Consider the following 16,630-nt stretch of genomic DNA (forward strand, 5'->3'; position numbering starts at 1 on the left):
GGTTCCTTCCGGGAGGTGCGAAGTGTGCGGCCCCCCTGCGAGCGGGGCAGGGGGGCCGTACGGGACTTACGAGGAGAGATGCCCGGGCCCGAAGGCCTGGGGCAGCATCTCGGAGAGGGGCAGGACGCCCGCGGGGGTGTCCAGGAGCAGCTCCGGGCCGCCGAACTCGTACAGCAGCTGGCGGCAGCGCCCGCACGGGACCAGCAGGCCGCCGGTGCCGTCGACGCAGGTGAAGTGCGTCAGGCGGCCGCCGCCCGTGCGCTGCAGGTCGGAGACCAGGCCGCACTCGGCGCACAGGCCGAGCCCGTAGGAGGCGTTCTCCACGTTGCAGCCGGTCACCGTGCGGCCGTCGTCGACCCGGGCCGCCACGCCGACCGGGAAGCCGGAGTAGGGGGCGTACGCGTGGGTCATCGCCTCGCGCGCCACCTCCCGCAGCGCCTCCCAGTCGAACCCCGCGGCTTCCTGTGTCACTTGCCCTGGCCCTTCCGGTAGCGCATGCCGTCCGCCTTCGGCATCCGCAGGCGCTGCGCCGACAGGGACAGCACCAGCAGGGTGACGACGTACGGCGTGGCGCCCACGAAGTCGCTCGGGACCTCGTCGGTGACCAGGTACCACACCAGGACGAGGGCAGCCACGATCAGGCTGATCGCGCCCTGCCACAGCGAGGTGCGGTACAGCTTCCAGCCGGCCAGCGCGACCAGCAGGATGACCAGCAGGAGCAGCAGCGCGTGGACGGTCGGACCGCCGTTGCGCAGCTGGAGCGCGTCGGAGTAGCCGAACAGGCCCGCGCCCATCGCGAGGCCGCCCGGACGCCAGTTGCCGAAGATCATCGCGGCGAGGCCGATGTAGCCGCGGCCGCCGGTCTGGCCCTCCAGGTAGGTGTGCGAGGTGACCAGCGCGAGGAAGGCGCCGCCGAGGCCGGCGAGTCCGCCGGAGACGGCCACGGCCGCGTACTTGTACTTGTAGACGTTGACGCCGAGGGACTCGGCGGCGGTCGGGTTCTCGCCGCAGGAGCGCAGCCGCAGGCCGAACGGGGTGCGCCACAGCAGCCACCAGCTGCCGACGAACAGCACCGCGGCCAGGATCGTGATCACGGACAGGTTGGTGATCAGGCCGCCGAGGATGCCGGCGAGGTCGGAGATCAGGAACCAGTGGTGGTTCTCCAGGGACTGCAGACCGTCGGAGAGGCCGGGCACGGTGACCTGCGGCAGCGAGTCCACCGGCGGGGACTGCTTGGGGTTGCCGCCCGCGTTCGCCGCCGCGCCGCCCGCGAAGAACAGCTTGGCGAGGTACTGGGTGGCGCCCAGCGCGAGCAGGTTGATCGCGACACCGGAGACGATGTGGTCGACGCCGAAGGTGACGGTGGCGACGGCGTGCAGCAGGCCGCCGAGGACGCCGAAGCCGATGCCGCACAGCAGGCCGAGCCAGGGGCTGGACTGCCAGCCGACCCAGCCGGCGCCGAAGGTGCCGAGGATCATCATGCCTTCGAGGCCGATGTTGACCACACCGGACCGCTCGGACCACAGACCGGCGAGGCCGGCGAGGCCGATCGGCACGGCGAGACCGAGCGCGGCGCTGACCTGCCCGGCGGAGTCGAGCTGCTGGGAGCCGGTGATCATGCGGACCGCGGCCAGGAGCAGCAGCGCACCCGCGACGAGCAGGAGGATCTGGCCGAAGGAGCGGCCCGAGCGCTGCGGCGCGCCCGCCGCCTTGGGCGCCGCGGGCGGCGGCGTGTCGGTCATCGTGGCAGTCATCACGCCACCTCCTGCTTCTTCGTCGGGGCGGCGGCCTGCGCAGCGAGTTCGGCGCCGACCTTCTGCTGCTGGCGCTTGAGGCCGTAGCGGCGTACGACCTCGTAGGCGATCACGACGCACAGGACGATGACGCCCTGGATGACGCCGAGGATCTCCTTGTCGTAGCCCTGGAACTCCAGGTGGTTGGTGGTGCGCTCCAGGAAGCCCCAGAGCAGGGCGCCGAGCGCGATGCCGATCGGGTGGTTGCGGCCGAGCAGGGCGATGGCGATGCCGGTGAAGCCGATGCCGACCGGGAAGTCGTTGCTGAACGCGTAGGAGTCGTTGAGCAGGGTCGGCATGCCGATCAGACCGGCCACCGCACCCGAGATGATCATGCTGGTGGCGATCATCTTCTTCACGGACACACCGCTCGCGGCGGCCGCGCTCTCGGACTGGCCGACGGTGCGCAGGTCGAAGCCGAACCGGGTGCGGCCGAGGACGAACCAGTACGCCACGCCGACGGCCGCGGCGATGAAGATGAAGCCCCACAGCTCACCGGCCGGGCCGGTGTTGATGCTGAAGAAGTACGAGGACGACGGCAGCGGCTTGGTGGACACGAGGGTGCCGCCCTGTTCCAGCTGGGCCAGCTTCCCGGGCTGCAGCAGATAGGCGATGATCGCGGTGGCGATCGAGTTCAGCATGATGGTCGAGATGACCTCGCTGACGCCCCGCGTGACCTTGAGGATGCCCGCGATGGCCGCCCACAGGGCGCCGGTCGCCATGGCGCAGATGAGGATCAGCGGGATCGCGATCCAGCCGGGCACGGTCAGCGCCCCGCCGAGGACGGCGGCGAAGAACGCGGCGAGCCGGTACTGGCCGTCGACACCGATGTTGAACAGGTTCATCCGGAAGCCGATGGCGACCGAGACACCCGCGAGGTAGTACGTCGTCGCCTTGTTCAGGATGTAGACCTGGCTGTCGCTGGCGAAGCCGTAGGTCACCATGTCGCTGAACGCGTCGCCGGGGTTCTTGCCGGTCGCGAGGATCACCAGGGCGGTGACGACGAGCGCGGCGACGATCGCCAGCACCGGGGCGGCGAGGCCGAGGAGCAGCCGCTCCTTGTCGATCCGTGAGGTCAGCTTGTTCATCGCTCGTCGTCCTCTGTGTGCTCCAGGTGGCCGGTGGCCGCACCCGTCATGGCGGAGCCCAGCTCTTCGGGGGTGATGGTGGCGGGGTCGGCGTCCGCGACCAGGCGGCCGCGGTACATCACCCGCAGGGTGTCGGAGAGCCCGATGAGCTCGTCCAGGTCCGCGGAGATCAGCAGGACGGCCAGGCCCTCGCGGCGGGCCTCGCGGATGTAGTCCCAGATCGCGGCCTGCGCGCCGACGTCCACGCCGCGCGTGGGGTGGGCGGCGATGAGCAGCTTGGGGTCGTGGCTCATCTCGCGGCCGACGATCAGCTTCTGCTGGTTGCCGCCGGACAGCGAGGCCGCGGTCACGTCGATGCCGGGGGTGCGGACGTCGTACGCCTGCACGATCCGCTCGGTGTCGGCGCGGGCGGCCTTGATGTCGAGCAGCTGACCGCGCGCGTTGGGCTTCTCGGTGACGTGGCCGAGGATGCGGTTCTCCCACAGCGGGGCTTCCAGCAGCAGGCCGTGGCGGTGGCGGTCCTCGGGGATGTAGCCGATGCCGGCCTCGCGGCGGTCGCGGGTCGGGGTGTGGGAGATGTCGGTGCCGTCGAGGGTGACGACACCGGCGTCCGGGTGGCGCATGCCCATGATCGCCTCGACCAGCTCGGACTGGCCGTTGCCCTCCACACCGGCGATGCCGAGGACCTCGCCCTTGTGGATGGTGAAGGAGATCTGGTCCAGGATGATCCGCTCGATGCCCTCGAGGTCGGTCTGCGCGAGGTGCAGCCCCTCCACCTTCAGCATCGGGACGTCCGTGACGGTGGACTCCTCGGTCTCCGGGGTGGGCAGCTCGCTGCCGACCATCAGCTCGGCGAGCTGCTTGGGGGTGGTGCCCTCGGGCGAGACCGTGCCCACCGTCGTGCCGCGCCGGATGACGGTGATCTCGTCGGCGACCGACAGCACCTCGCCCAGCTTGTGGGAGATGAAGATGACGGTGAGGCCCTCGGACTTCAGCTCGCGCAGGTTGTCGAAGAGCGCCTCGACCTCCTGCGGCACGAGCACGGCCGTCGGCTCGTCGAGGATCAGGGTCCTGGCGCCGCGGTAGAGGACCTTGAGGATCTCCACGCGCTGGCGGTCGGCGACGCCCAGCTCCTCCACCAGCACGTCCGGGCGGACGTTCAGGCCGTACGCGTCCGAGATCTCCTTGATCCTGGTGCGGGCCTTGTTCCCGATGCCGTACAGCTTCTCCGCGCCGAGGACGACGTTCTCCAGCACGGTGAGGTTGTCGGCGAGCATGAAGTGCTGGTGCACCATGCCGATGCCGCGGGCGATGGCGTCGCCGGGGTTGTGGAAGGTGACCTGTTCGCCGTTGACCGTGATGGTGCCCTCGTCCGGCTGCTGCATGCCGTAGAGGATCTTCATCAGGGTGGACTTGCCGGCGCCGTTCTCACCGCACAGGGCGTGGACGGTGCCCGTGCGGACCGTGATGTCGATGTCGCGGTTGGCGACGACGCCGGGGAAACGCTTGGTGATGCCGCGCAGTTCGACGGCAGCGGGAGGGCTGGACGCGTTGATGGCGCACTCTCCTCGGGGAAAGGGGCTGCGTAGGGGAGGGCTTGGGCGTCGGCGACGCTAGCGCGGCAACTCCATGCTACACGCGTAGAGTTGACACATTGTTATGGCTCGGCGGGGGGGCTCCGGAGGGCGCCCCCGCGCCGAGCCTCAAGTCCCACGGTACGGCCGGACCGCCGGGTCGGCGGCCCGGCCGTACCGCTCGGGTCACGGGGTCGTCTTGACCTTGATCTTGCCGTCGACGATGTCCTTCTTCGCGGCGTCCAGCTTGGGCTGGATGTCGGCGATGAAGCCGCCGCTGGTGGCCAGCGAGACACCGTTCTTTGCGAGGGAGTAGGCGTTGAGGCCGGTCAGCGGCTTGCCGTCGTGCACGGACTTGATGAAGTCGTACACGCCGACGTCGACGTTCTTGACCATGGAGGTCAGGATCGAGTTCTTGTACTTGGCCAGACCCGGGATGTTGTACTGGTCCGAGTCCACGCCGATGGCCCAGGTGCCCTTCTTGCCGTTGACGGCCTCGATGGCACCGTTGCCGGAGGAGCCGGCCGCCGAGTAGATCACGTCGGCGCCGTTGTCGAGCATGCCCTGCGCGGCCGCCTTGCCCTTGTCGGGGCTGGCGAAGCCGGAGAAGTCCGAGCCGTGGCTCAGGTACTGGGTGTCGACCTTGATCTTCGGGTCGGTGGCCTTGGCGCCCTGGACGTAACCCGCCTCGAACTTCTTGATCAGCGGGACGTCGACGCCGCCGATGAAGCCGATGTGGTGCGCCTTGCTCTTCAGCGCCGCGGCGACACCGGCGAGGTAGGAGCCCTGCTCCTCGGTGAAGGTGATGCTGTCGGCGTTCTTCGCGTTCACGACCGAGTCGACGATGCCGAAGCTGGTCTTCGGGTACTGCTTCGCGATCTTGTCGACGGCCGAGGCGTAGGAGAAACCGACCGCCACGATCGGGTTGTAGCCCGCCTGGGCCAGGTCCGACAGGCGCTGCTCGCGGTCGGCCTCGGTGTCGGAGGTCTTGGCGGTCAGCTCCTTGATGGAACCGCCGAACTCCTTCTCGGCCTTGTCGGCACCGCGCGCGGCGGAGTCGTTGAAGGACCGGTCACCACGGCCGCCGACGTCGTAGGCGAGGCCGATCTTGATGCCCTTGCCGCCACCCGAGGAGGCGGAGGACGAGGCGTTGTTGTCGGAGGACGTGCTGCCACACGCGGTGGCAGTCAGTGCGAGGGCTGCGGTGGCGGCACACGCAGCGGAAAGCTTGGCTACCCGGCGCACGGGAGGCTCCTTCACCTGACCTGAGCGCCGTGTCGGCGCTTGATGTGAGCACCATGCCAGTGCTCGAGCCGAAACGCCCCGGCGGCGTCGGCTTCGCGGCATCGTAACGCGCGTAGATGTCGCAAAACACCCCCTCTCGAAGCCGTTATCGATTCGAGGCAAACAGCGTCTGAACACGTGGTCTCGACCTCTTGCAGAGGGCTGTTGCGCACCGTGTACGAATGGCTTACGACTGTGTTGCGCCGGCCAGGGGAAAGACCCCCGGGGCAGCGCCGCGGGGGCCGCGAGCTCAGCCCTGTGCTCCGTTCGGCCGGCTCAGCCGGGCGCTCGGCCGGCTCACCGTGTGCTGGGCTCGCTCAGGTCTGCGCTCGGCTCGCTCAGGCCCTGCGCTCGGCTCGCTCAGCCCTGTGTTCCGTTCGGCTCCAGGAAGGCCGCCGCCGTGAACATCTCCACGCCGACCGTGATCGCGTGCTCGTCGGCGTCGAAGTCACCCTGGTGAAGATCGCGCACGGTGCGCTCGCCGGGCCGCCGGACCCCGAGCCGGGCCATGGCGCCGGGGACGTGCTCCTGGTACCAGGAGAAGTCCTCGCCGCCGAGGCTCTGCTCGGTGCTCTCGACGGAGTCCCGGCCCCGGCGCGCGGCCATGGCCCGGCGCAGCAGATCGGTGGACTCGCGGTCGTTGACGACGGGCGGGACCCCGCGCACGTAGGTGATCTCGGACTTGGCGCGGTGCATGGTGGCGACCTCGTCGATGGCCGCGTGCACGATGTCCGGGGCCTGCCGCCAGGCCTCCAGGTCCAGGCAGCGCACGGTGCCTGACAGCTCGGCGTGCTGCGGGATCACGTTCGGCGCGTGCCCCGACTCGATCCGCCCCCAGGTCAGGGCCAGCCCGGCCCGGGTGTCGACACGGCGGGCGATCAGCGCGGGCACGTCGGTGGCGACGCGGGCGGCGGCGGTGACCAGGTCGGTGGTCAGGTGCGGCCGGGCGGTGTGCCCGCCGGGCCCGTCGAGCGAGATCTCCAGCCGGTCGCACGCACTGGTGATGGCGCCGTGCCGCAGTCCGATCTTCCCGGCGTCGACGCGGGGGTCGCAGTGCACGGCGAGAATCCGCTCGACCCCCTTGAGCACCCCGTCCTCGATGGCGTCCAGCGCGCCGCCGGGCAGCACCTCCTCGGCGGGCTGGAAGATCAGCCGGACCGGCCGGGGCAGCAGGCCCTTGGCGTGCAGGTCGGCGAGGACGAGCCCCGTCCCGAGCACGACGGTCGTGTGCACATCATGCCCGCACGCATGGGCCCGGTCGGGCACGGTCGACCGGTACGGGCAGTCGCTCTTCGTGTCCGGGATGGGCAGGGCGTCGATGTCCGCCCGCAGGGCCAGCAGCGGTAGGGCCGGCCGCTCACCCTCCGCCACACCGATGTCACACACGAGTCCGGTTCCCTTGGCGAGCACCCGGGGCCGAAGCCCGGCCAGCTCCAGCCGCTCCTTGATCGCGGCGGTCGTACGGAACTCCTGATTGCCCAGCTCAGGGTGCATGTGCAAGTCGCGACGGAAGGCGACGAGTTCGGCGTGCAGGGCTGCGCTCAGCACGCCGGGGAGCACATCCCCCGCGAGGCCGGCCTCGGACTCTAGGGACATCAATTGCTTCACCCTCTGAAGGGTAGGACGCCCGGCTGGTCAACTACCCCTCGATCAACAAAAGTTCAGCCCGTTAGGGGAAGAAAATCTGACCGGCGGACGCATGGCGGCGGACTCTGATGGGTAAAACCCTTCTTTCCTTCTTCCACGGATACCACGCCTCGGTACAGTCACGCTCGCCATGTCCACGAACCGGACCACAGCGCGCGTCGCGTCCGGCTAGGGTGCGCACCCGTGACGGACGCGACCGAGAGCTTCCTGCAGACGACCCGCACCTCCTACGACGCGATCGCCAAGGACTACGCCGCCCAGTTCCCGCCCGGCGGCCGGCACCCGCTCGACCGCGCCGTGATCACGGCCTTCGCCGAGCTGGTCACCGAGCACGGCCCGGCCCCCGTGGCCGACCTGGGCAGCGGCCCCGGCCACGTCACCGCGCTCCTGGACGAGCTGGGCGTCCCGGCCTTCGGCGTCGACCTCTCCCCCGCCATGGTGACGCTGGCCCGCGACACCTACCCCCAACTGCGCTTCCACATCGGCTCGATGACGTCCCTGGACCTGCCGGACGCCACCCTGGGCGGCGTCCTCGCCCTGTACTCGACGATCCACGTCCCCGACGCCCACCTGCCGACGGCCTGCGCCGAGATCCACCGCACCCTCCAGCCCGGCGGGCACGTCCTCCTCGCCTTCCAGACCTCCGAGGAGCCCGGCCACCTGCACCTGCCCGAACGCTTCGGCCACGAGATCGACCTCGACTACTACTGGCGCACCCCGGACCAGATCACAGCGCTGCTGGCGGAGGCCGACCTCGACCTGGTGGCGACGGTCCGCCGGGAGCCGGCCGGCGAGGAGAAAAGGGCACGCGCGTTCGTACTGGCCCGCAAGCCCTGACGATCGTCGGCCCCCATAGCGGGAACCTTCCGGCGGCCCGCCTCGTTGGCCCTGAGCCCGCCTCCGGGCCACCTCTGGGCCACATGGGCCCCACCAGGCCCGCCCCCGGCCCGTCCGCGATCGCCGTCCCTGGGAGGATCATGTCCGCGACCACGCCCGCCGCCTCCAGCGTTCTGCCCTTACTCCCGCCCCTGAGCGCACAGGCCGAGCGGTTGATCGAGCTGGGGGTGCACGAGATCGCCGGGGTGCCCGCCGAAGAGCTCCGTGGCTTCGCCGCCGCAGCCGGGGCCGCTGCAGGCTGCGACGGCGGCGCCCTGCTCGCCGTTCACCCGGACCGGGCCCCCGCGTCCGCGCTCGCTCCGCTGCTCCGCCGCGACGGCAAGCCGGGCTTCGTCGTCACCGACATGGACGACGTCGACCTGTTCGCCCCGCTCGACACGGTCGTGCTGCCCGACACTCCGCTCCACCTCCTCACCGGCCTCGACCGAGGCGACACGATGGCCAACTGGAGCCCTGCCGAGGCACTGCCCGCCCTCACCGCAGAGTCCCGCACGCCGTTGCTGCTCACCGAGGGCATCCACTGGGTGCTGCAGCAGCCCACCGTCCTGGAGCGCAACCACTGCTTCATGACCATCGGCTCCAGGCTGCGCAAGCCGGGCGGCGCCCTGGACGCCCGTACCCCGGCGCTGTGGATCAGCAACGGCACCGGGCGGGACGGCCGCGAGCGCCGCGACGCCCCCAAGGTCGGCTGGTGCTGGGCGGGCAACCGGCACACCTGGCTGGGCTTCGCGTCCGCGGCGGGCCGGCGAGGCCAGGACCTGGGCGGTTAGGCCGGGCTCACCGCCGCCAGCCGGTGTACGTCCCGTGCCGTGCCCGTCACCCCGGACAGGAAACCCTGGGCCCGGGGGGACGCGGTCTCGGTCAGCCAGGTCGGGTCGATGTCGCACACCGCCACTCTCACCCCCGTGCCCACCAGCGCCAGTGGCAGGGTGTGGACGACCGTCGACGGGAAGCTGAGGATCGTACGGCCGATCGGGCCCCGGCGGGCGATCACCTCGAGCGGGAGGTCCGGGCGGACTATCTCCAGACCGGTCTCGGCGGCCAGGCGGTGGAGTTTCTCCGCGCTCTCCCTGCGGTGGGCGAAGTAGCGCGTGGCACCGTGCGTCCGGGACAGGTGACGAACCGCCTCCAGATACGCGTCGCCGTCCACGACTCCCGTTTCCACCAGGGAGGTTCCGACCATGTCCGCACCCTTGGTGATGCGCGGCGGACCGAAGCGGGCCCGGGTCCAGGAGAAGTCGTTCGCGGTGACCGTGACGCCGTCCGGGGTCTCGGTGACCGGCATGGAGGAGAAGACCTCCACGCTCCGGCGGGCGCTCGGGGTCAGGCGGCGGCGGGCCGAGGACGACACCGGGGCGAACAGCAGGTCCCGGGCTCCCGGGCGGCCGCCCTTGCGGTGCCAGCGGACCAGCCGCTCGCCCCGGGCCAGCTGGGCGACGAACTCCATCGTCGCCGTGCCGTCGTCGACCACGACCAGGTCCTTCGCCCGGGTGATCGTCAACAGCAACTGCACGTACCGGGAGAACGGGTCTCCCATGACGATCCGCTTGGCCCTTCTCAAGGGGCCCGCCAGGCCGCCGATCGTGGAGAAGGGCGCGGCCGGGCCGCCCCGCGCCTCCTCCCAGCGCACCCGGTACCCCTCGTCCCGGGCCAGGTCCGCCATGCGGCGCAGCTGGCCCCGGGTCATGGGGTCGGTCGGGGACAGGACGACGACCGTGAGGTCCGCGCCGGTCCGTGCCGGGCCGCCGGCCACGGTCCGCCGCACCTGGGCGGGCACGGACGGCAGCGGATCCGGCTGCTCCGGGCCGCCCAGTCCGCGCAGATGCGCCCACTCCAGCACGTTGAGCAGCTGGACCGGGCTCTCCACGAAGGCGAGCGTGCGGGGAGGGTGGCCGGCGTGACCGGCGCGGGGGCTCATCGGCGTACGACCGTCCCGTCGTGAGGGAATCCGAAGGGAATCCGAAGGGGCTCAGGCGGCCGGTGCTCAGACCGAGACCGGCTCGCCCGCCGCCGCCGCGATCTCCGCCTCGGCGACGACACCGGTGACGCGGCGCAGCTTCTTCATCGGGCCGAGCTCGGAGTCGTAGACCTTCTTGACGCCGTCACCCAGGGACGCCTCGATCACGCGGATGTCGCGGACCAGGCGCTCCAGGCCCTGCGGCTCCACGGACGCGGCCTGGTCGGAGCCCCACATGGCGCGGTCGAGGGTGATGTGACGCTCGACGAAGACCGCGCCCAGCGCGACCGCGGCCAGCGTCGTCTGCAGGCCGGTCTCGTGGCCGGAGTAGCCGATCGGGACGTTCGGGTACTCCTTCTCCAGCGTGTTGATCACGCGGAGGTTCAGCTCGTCGGCCTTCGCCGGGTACGTCGAGGTGGCGTGGCACATCAGGATGTTGTCGCTGCCCAGGACCTCGACCGCGTGGCGGATCTGCCTCGGCGTCGACATGCCGGTGGAGAGGATGACCGAGCGGCCCGTGGAGCGGAGCGCGCGCAGCAGCTCGTCGTCGGTCAGGGACGCGGAGGCCACCTTGTGGGCGGGGACGTCGAACTTCTCCAGGAAGGCGACGGCCTCGGTGTCCCACGGGGAGGCGAACCAGTCGATCCCCTTCTCCTTGCAGTACTCGTCGATCTGGCGGTACTCGTCCTCGCCGAACTCCACGCGGTGGCGGTAGTCGATGTAGGTCATCCGGCCCCAGGGGGTGTCGCGCTCGATGTCCCACTGGTCGCGCGGGGTGCAGATCTCCGGGGTGCGCTTCTGGAACTTGACCGCGTCGCAGCCGGCCGCGGCGGCCACGTCGATCAGCTTGAAGGCGTTCTCCAGCTCACCGTTGTGGTTGATGCCGATCTCGCCGCAGATGTAGACGGGCTTGCCGGGGCCGACCTCGCGGGAACCGAACGTACGCAGACGGGAGTTGGTGCTCATCAGGGGGATGTCCTTACTTGGGGAGGGAATCGAGAGAGGGGCCGAGGATCCAGCTGGCGATCTCTCGGATCGCGCCGTCACCGCCGGGGACGGTGGTGACCGCGCGTGCGGCGCCGCGTACGACGTCGTGGGCGCTCGCGACCGCCACGGGCCAGCCGACGAGGGCGAAGCACGGCAGGTCGTTGACGTCGTTGCCGACGTAGAGCACGCGCTCCGGCGCGATGCCCTGCTCCTCGCACCACTGCTTCAGCGCGAGGTCCTTGCGGTCGATGCCGTGCAGCACGGGGAGCTTCAGCTTCCGGGCGCGGGCGGCGACCACAGGGTTCTGTTCCGTGGACAGGATCAGCATCTTCAGGCCGCTTCGGCGCAGGGCCGCGATGCCGAGTCCGTCGCCGCGGTGCACGGAGACGAACTCCCGTCCCTCGGAGTCGATCAGCACCCGGTCGTCGGTCTGGGTGCCGTCGAAGTCGAGGACTACGGCGTCGATGTCGTCGTAGGTGGGCAGCGAACCCGGGCGGTCCGCGTCGAAGAGGGGGGCCAGCGCGCGGGCGCGGGCGAGGTCGTGCGGGTCGTCGATCTCCAGCACCCGGGCGGGATCGGTGCGGACGAGTTCCGTACGGCCGAAGAAGCGGTGCTGGTGCTTGCGGAAGCCCGCCGCGTCCATGGCGTAGGCGGCGCCGGTCTCCAGGAAGTCCTGGGGGCGGTCCTGGCGGCGCGGCCGGAAGGACTTGTCGTGGTTGACGCCGTGGCCTCCGGCGGTCGGCGCGGGAACGGCGGGGCCATGGCCTCCAGCGGTCGACGCAGGAACGACCGGGCCGCCGCCACAACCCCTCGCGGCCGACGCGGAAGCGGCGGAGCCACCGCCGTAACCCCCCGCGGCCGACGCGGGAACGACGGGACCGCCGCCCGGCGCCGCGGTCACCGGGGCCGTGCCAGGCGTCGTGGTCGGGCCCGGCGCTGCCGCCGCCGAGGCCCTGACGGGGCCGGCTGCCGGGCGGGGCAGGCTCACCGGGACCTGCGCTGCCGACCGGCCCTCCGGCACCGCGGCGCCGGACGACGGACCGCCCTGCGCGGGGAGTTCGTCGACCGTCTCCCGCCAGACGAAGCCGTGGAACGGCGCGACCGTCAGGGCGGTGTCGGCGCCGCCCTCGAGCACCGCCGACGCGACACCGTCGATGTCCTCGCGGACGATGAACGGGCTGGTGCACTGCACCAGCAGGACCACGTCGACGGCCGCGCCGTGCAGCGCCTCGTGGGCGTCCATGGCGTGCAGGACCGCGGCCTCGGAGGTCGCCGTGTCCCCGGCGATGGCGGCCGGCCGCAGCACGACCTCGGCGCCCGCCTCCCGGGCGGCGGCGGCGATGGCCTGGTCGTCGGTGGAGACGACGACGTCGGTGACCAGCCGGGTGGCCCGGCACTCGCGCACCGCGCGCGCCACCAGCGGGACGCCGCCGAGCGGCGCGAGGTTCTTCGCGGGCACGCCCTTGGAGCCGCCGCGGGCGGGGATCACCGCGAGCACCCGGCGCACCGTCGCGCCGTGGCCCGCTTCCGGGTTGGACATGGGATCTACTCCTTGCGATGAGGTCACAGCTCCCCCATCCGGCGGATCACCGGGGCGACGCGCTGCACGCCGTGGCGGTAGGCGCCACGCGCGGCGCGGCGCACGATCTGGCGGACCGGTCCGGGCTCCTTGTCGGCGGCGGGCGCGCCGGGCAGCGGGACGCCGTCGGGGCCGAGGTGGTGCCGGGCGAGGATGCCGGGCAGATAGCCGGGCGCGGTCTCGGGGGTGTAGTAGGGGTTCAGGGGCGGCAGGCCGCCGGGGCGGTCGAGCAGCTTGGCGATGCGTTCGCGGGCGGCGTCGAAGGCCGTCTCGTACGAGCCGTCGGCAGCGACGCCCTGCCGGGCCACCCAGTCCTCGTCGGCCACCGGCCGGTGCCCGGCGTCCAGCTGGTCCCAGGAGGCGAGGCACCCGGAGCCGGTGAAGTGGTGGTTGCCGAGCACCTCGCGCACGCCCAGGTCGGTCAGGATCACCGTGGGGATACGGCGGTGCAGGGCCTCCAGGGCGGCCGTGGAGCTGACCGTGACGAGCAGGTCGGTGCGGTCCAGCACCTCGCCCATGTGGCCGTACACCAGGCGGAAGTTGGCGGGCAGGTCCTGGCCCTGGGCCAGCTTCTGGTACGGCAACTCCTCGATGTGGGTGGTGTGTTCGCCGGGCTTGGAGCGCAGCTTCAGCAGCACCTCGCGCTCGGGGTGCTTCCGGGCGTGCCCGATCAGCCGGTTGAGCAGGTAGGCGCGGTCCTTGCGGCTGTCCGGGACGGACGGCTGGGCGGCGAAGACGACCGTGTACGGCTCGTGTTCACCGGTGTACGGCGCCCCGCCGAGGAACGGCAGCGCGACCTCGGTGACCGAGGAGGCGTCGGCGCCCACGCCCTCGTACACGGCCCGGAACCGGTCCGCGTCGTGGCGGGAGTTGGCGAGGACGAGGTCGGCGCCGTGCCGCAGCAGCAGGCCGTCGGCGAGCTTCTCGTAGACGACACCGACGTACCCGGTGACGACGACGGGGCGACGGCCGGCACCCGCCCAGGTGGCGCGCAGCCCGTGCAGCATGGCCTGGACGCCGCCGCCGACCAGCGCCAGGACGAGGACGTCGTACGACGCTTCGTCCATGGCGCGCAGGAACTCGACGCCGGTGACCTCGCGCAGGGAGTCCGCCCGGACGCCGACCTCCTTCAGCTGACGCGCTGTCGGGGTGGCGCGCCCCCGCAGGAGGTAGCCGTCGAGCCGGATCCCGGCGTCCGTGGGGGCGAGGCGCCGCGCGGTGAGGGCGCCCCACTTCCACCGGGTGTCGGAATCGGCGAGGACGGCGACCCGCAGGGACTTCGTAGCACTTGCTGGCACGCCGAAGACGCTAGGAAGCCATTCCGAGGTTCCGCCCAACCCGAATGCAACAAACGGTTAACAGCACATCGCCGAATGGCGAATCGGGCCGCGAGAGCACCGGAAAAAAGCCCGGTTCACAGCTTCGCCACGTGCCGTTCACTCAGCATCAAGCAGTCGGTCAAGACGAATGACGGGGTTCGCCCTAACGTTCAAGCCGTGGTCAAGCTCTCCGTCATCGTGCCGTTCTACAACGTGCAGCAATACGCGCCCGACACGCTCAGGAGCCTGAAGGCGAACGCGCGTGAGGACTTCGAATTCATTCTCGTCGACGACTGTTCCCGCGACGGGACACCAGAGATTCTCGCGCGCGCGGAGCGCGAGCTGCCCGGCGCGGTCTACGTCCGGCACGAGCGGAACGGGGGGCTGGCGACCGCCCGCAACACCGGTATCGACCGGGCGCGCGGCGCGTACCTGACGTTCCTGGACGGCGACGACTGGCTCGCCCCCGGGTACTTCCCGCGGCTGGTCACGGCGATGGACGAACTCGGCTGCGACTTCATCCGCACCGACCATGTGCAGTGCACCGCGCGGTCGCGCGTCGTGAACCGGGTGCCCGTCGGCCGGCGGAACGTGGTGCTGGACCCGCGGGAGGCGATCCTGCCCACCGACCGGTCCACCTCCGTCGACTACGCGTACGCGTGGGCGGGCGTCTACCACCGCCGGCTGCTGGACAAGGGGCTGCTGCACTTCACCGACGGGCTGCGCACGGCGGAGGACCGGCCGTGGATCTGGAAGCTGCACCGGGAGGCGGAGTCCTTCGCCGCGGTGAGCCTGCTCGGGGTGTTCTACCGGCGTGGCGTGGCTTCCTCGCTCACCCAGATCGGCGATGTCCGGCAACTCGATTTCATTCGGGCATTCGATCAGGTCGTCGCGGAAACCGCCCAGGACCGGGACGCCGACCAGCTGTTGCCGAAGGCCGTCCGTACCTATTGCGCCATCATTTCCCATCATCTGGGATCCATCGAAAGGTTCGAGCCCGCGGTGGCGAAGAAACTGAAATCCATGAGTGCCGCTGCCCTGCGGCGCATGCCGCAGGACGTGCTGGACGACGCGCTGGACTCGATGGATCTCCAGCGCGCCGGCAAGCTGCGCCGGCTGCGCCGCCGTCCCGCCTCCGCGGGGGCCGCCGCGTGACCACCCAGATCTTCCAGGCGTCGACGCTGTACGGCACGGCCACGCTCGCCGCCGCCCTGGACTCCGGCTGCTTCCGCCCGGCCGACCGGCGGATCCTGCTGGTGTGCAACAACGCGGCCACGCCCGAGACCACGCCCGCGCTGGACGAGGCGCCCGGCTTCGAGAAGCTGCGCGACCGCTTCGACGACGTGATCCTGTACAACGACACGATCTTCCCGTTCCACCCGGGCGGCTGGGCGCCCCGGGTGGACGACATGCCGCTGTGGGAACGCTTCCTGCGGCACGAGTGGCAACTGGGCGAAGACGACGTCGAGTTGGCCGTGGAGTCCATCCAGGTCAACCCGGCCCACGCGCTCGCGCAGATCTTCACGGACGCCCCGGTGACGGTCTACGCCGACGGCCTGATGAGCTACGGTCCCACCCGCAACAAGATCGACCCGCTGGTCGGCACCCGCGTGGACCGGGTGCTCCACCTGGACCTGGTGCCGGGCCTGAAGCCGCTGCTGCTCACCGAGTTCGACGTGCCCGCGGAGCTCGTGCCGACGCCTGCCTTCACCAAGGTGCTCGCCGAACTGGCGCCCTCGGACGAGGAGTTGCCGCGGATCGAGGAGCCCGCGCTGCTGCTCGGCCAGTATCTGTCGGCGCTGGACATCCTCACCGCCGAGCAGGAGGAGAACCTGCATGTGCGGATGCTCGAGGGGGCCGCCCGACTCGGCCACTCCCGGGTGGTGTTCAAGCCGCACCCGTCCGCCCCGGCCCGCTTCACCCGCCTGCTGGAGCAGCGGGCGGAGCGGCTGGAGGTGGAGCTGACCGTGCTCGACACCCCGGTCCTCGCCGAGGTGCTGTACCAGCGGATGCGTCCCGCGCTGGTCGTCGGCTGCTTCTCCACCGCCCTGCTCACGGCGCAGGCCCTGTACGGCCTGCCGGTCGCCCGGATCGGGACCGGGCTGCTGCTGGAGCAACTGACGCCGTACGAGAACAGCAACCGGGTCCCGGTGACCATCGTCGACGCGCTGCTGCCCGACCTCGGCGACCGCGGGGCGGTGACCGAGCAGCACACCGGCATGGCGGTCGAGGCGCTCGGCGCGCTGCTCCGCGCGGTGGGCTTCGCGATGCAGCCGAAGATCTACCCGGGGCTGCGCGCCGAGGCCGAGACCTGGCTCGCGCGGAACCTGAACCAGCACACCCTGCGCTACTTCAAGCGCCGGCGGCTGACCTCGCTGGCCCTGCCCGGCGGGGTGCCCGCCCAGCTGGCGTTCATCCCGCGCAACGCGACGGTCCGCCGGATGGCGAAGAAGGCGCGGAGCCTGCGGCGCGGCGCCCGCGGCTGACCACGGACCAGGACCACGG

General features: G+C 71.2%; 14 protein-coding genes. 4 read left to right on the forward strand and 10 right to left on the reverse strand.

Annotated elements, in window-relative coordinates; translation table 11 throughout:
* Positions 1 to 66: 66 nt before the first annotated feature.
* The 6 genes from ABB07_RS14675 to ABB07_RS14700 form a co-directional block, all read right to left on the reverse strand.
* Positions 67 to 471 carry a cytidine deaminase gene (locus ABB07_RS14675; protein WP_208899140.1) on the reverse strand — a complete coding sequence of 135 codons (405 nt, stop codon included), beginning with the start codon at positions 469 to 471 and terminating at the stop codon, positions 67 to 69.
* Positions 468 to 1,754, reverse strand: a complete 1,287-nt coding sequence (locus ABB07_RS14680; protein ID WP_208899141.1) for an ABC transporter permease — start codon at positions 1,752 to 1,754, stop codon at positions 468 to 470. The genes ABB07_RS14675 and ABB07_RS14680 overlap by 4 nt, the downstream gene beginning before the upstream one ends.
* Positions 1,754 to 2,881, reverse strand: coding sequence for an ABC transporter permease (locus ABB07_RS14685; protein WP_208899142.1), 1,128 nt, complete (start codon positions 2,879 to 2,881; stop codon positions 1,754 to 1,756). The genes ABB07_RS14680 and ABB07_RS14685 overlap by 1 nt, the downstream gene beginning before the upstream one ends.
* The gene (locus tag ABB07_RS14690) at positions 2,878 to 4,404 is read right to left on the reverse strand and encodes an ABC transporter ATP-binding protein (RefSeq protein WP_208903446.1); all 1,527 of its coding nucleotides are present in this window, start codon (positions 4,402 to 4,404) and stop codon (positions 2,878 to 2,880) included. Before ABB07_RS14690 ends, ABB07_RS14685 begins: the two co-directional genes overlap by 4 nt.
* Positions 4,405 to 4,641: 237 nt before the next feature.
* Positions 4,642 to 5,700: a BMP family lipoprotein gene (locus ABB07_RS14695; RefSeq protein WP_208899143.1), complete on the reverse strand. Its 1,059-nt coding sequence runs from the start codon at positions 5,698 to 5,700 to the stop codon at positions 4,642 to 4,644.
* 399 nt (positions 5,701 to 6,099) lie between these two features.
* Entirely contained in the window at positions 6,100 to 7,335 is a 1,236-nt protein-coding gene (locus ABB07_RS14700) for an amidohydrolase (RefSeq protein WP_208899144.1), read from the reverse strand.
* 234 nt (positions 7,336 to 7,569) lie between these two features.
* On the opposite strand from ABB07_RS14700, the gene ABB07_RS14705 reads away from it, so the two are divergent.
* Together ABB07_RS14705 and ABB07_RS14710 are read left to right on the forward strand one after the other, a co-directional pair.
* Positions 7,570 to 8,223: a class I SAM-dependent methyltransferase gene (locus ABB07_RS14705; RefSeq protein ID WP_208899145.1), complete on the forward strand. Its 654-nt coding sequence runs from the start codon at positions 7,570 to 7,572 to the stop codon at positions 8,221 to 8,223.
* 140 nt (positions 8,224 to 8,363) lie between these two features.
* Complete coding sequence (locus ABB07_RS14710; RefSeq protein ID WP_208899146.1) at positions 8,364 to 9,053, forward strand: DUF5701 family protein; 690 nt, start codon at positions 8,364 to 8,366, stop codon at positions 9,051 to 9,053.
* On the opposite strand, the gene ABB07_RS14715 is transcribed toward ABB07_RS14710, so the two are convergent.
* The 4 genes from ABB07_RS14715 to ABB07_RS14730 form a co-directional block, all read right to left on the reverse strand.
* Positions 9,050 to 10,201, reverse strand: a complete 1,152-nt coding sequence (locus ABB07_RS14715; protein ID WP_208899147.1) for a hypothetical protein — start codon at positions 10,199 to 10,201, stop codon at positions 9,050 to 9,052. The two genes, ABB07_RS14710 and ABB07_RS14715, sit on opposite strands and share 4 nt — an antisense overlap.
* Before the next feature lie 66 nt (positions 10,202 to 10,267).
* Positions 10,268 to 11,206 carry an N-acetylneuraminate synthase family protein gene (locus ABB07_RS14720; protein ID WP_208899148.1) on the reverse strand — a complete coding sequence of 313 codons (939 nt, stop codon included), beginning with the start codon at positions 11,204 to 11,206 and terminating at the stop codon, positions 10,268 to 10,270.
* 13 nt (positions 11,207 to 11,219) lie between these two features.
* Positions 11,220 to 12,767, reverse strand: a complete 1,548-nt coding sequence (locus ABB07_RS14725) for an N-acylneuraminate cytidylyltransferase (RefSeq protein WP_208899149.1) — start codon at positions 12,765 to 12,767, stop codon at positions 11,220 to 11,222.
* Between the two features lie 23 nt (positions 12,768 to 12,790).
* Positions 12,791 to 14,104, reverse strand: coding sequence for a DUF6716 putative glycosyltransferase (locus tag ABB07_RS14730; RefSeq protein WP_208899150.1), 1,314 nt, complete (start codon positions 14,102 to 14,104; stop codon positions 12,791 to 12,793).
* Between the two features lie 198 nt (positions 14,105 to 14,302).
* Here ABB07_RS14730 and ABB07_RS14735 point away from each other — a divergent pair, with 198 nt between their 5' ends.
* A complete protein-coding gene (locus ABB07_RS14735; RefSeq protein ID WP_208903447.1) occupies positions 14,303 to 15,280 on the forward strand; it encodes a glycosyltransferase family 2 protein in 978 nt (325 codons plus the stop codon).
* On the forward strand, positions 15,277 to 16,611 hold the full coding sequence (locus ABB07_RS14740) for a polysialyltransferase family glycosyltransferase (RefSeq protein ID WP_208899151.1): 1,335 nt from the start codon (positions 15,277 to 15,279) through the stop codon (positions 16,609 to 16,611). The genes ABB07_RS14735 and ABB07_RS14740 overlap by 4 nt, the downstream gene beginning before the upstream one ends.
* The last annotated feature ends 19 nt before the right edge of the window (positions 16,612 to 16,630 follow it).

This window comes from Streptomyces incarnatus (assembly GCF_001027185.1).
Taxonomy (GTDB): Bacteria; Actinomycetota; Actinomycetes; order Streptomycetales; family Streptomycetaceae; genus Streptomyces; species Streptomyces puniciscabiei.

What these genes read in the sequence shown, in the direction of transcription:
- ABB07_RS14680 (WP_208899141.1), bottom strand. Translation starts at nt 1,754, where the DNA reads ATGACTGCCACGATGACCGACACGCCGCCGCCCGCGGCGCCCAAGGCG.
- ABB07_RS14685 (WP_208899142.1), bottom strand. Translation starts at nt 2,881, where the DNA reads ATGAACAAGCTGACCTCACGGATCGACAAGGAGCGGCTGCTCCTCGGC.
- ABB07_RS14700 (WP_208899144.1), bottom strand. Translation starts at nt 7,335, where the DNA reads ATGTCCCTAGAGTCCGAGGCCGGCCTCGCGGGGGATGTGCTCCCCGGC.
- ABB07_RS14710 (WP_208899146.1), top strand. Translation starts at nt 8,364, where the DNA reads ATGTCCGCGACCACGCCCGCCGCCTCCAGCGTTCTGCCCTTACTCCCG.
- ABB07_RS14715 (WP_208899147.1), bottom strand. Translation starts at nt 10,201, where the DNA reads ATGAGCCCCCGCGCCGGTCACGCCGGCCACCCTCCCCGCACGCTCGCC.
- ABB07_RS14720 (WP_208899148.1), bottom strand. Translation starts at nt 11,206, where the DNA reads ATGAGCACCAACTCCCGTCTGCGTACGTTCGGTTCCCGCGAGGTCGGC.
- ABB07_RS14725 (WP_208899149.1), bottom strand. Translation starts at nt 12,767, where the DNA reads ATGTCCAACCCGGAAGCGGGCCACGGCGCGACGGTGCGCCGGGTGCTC.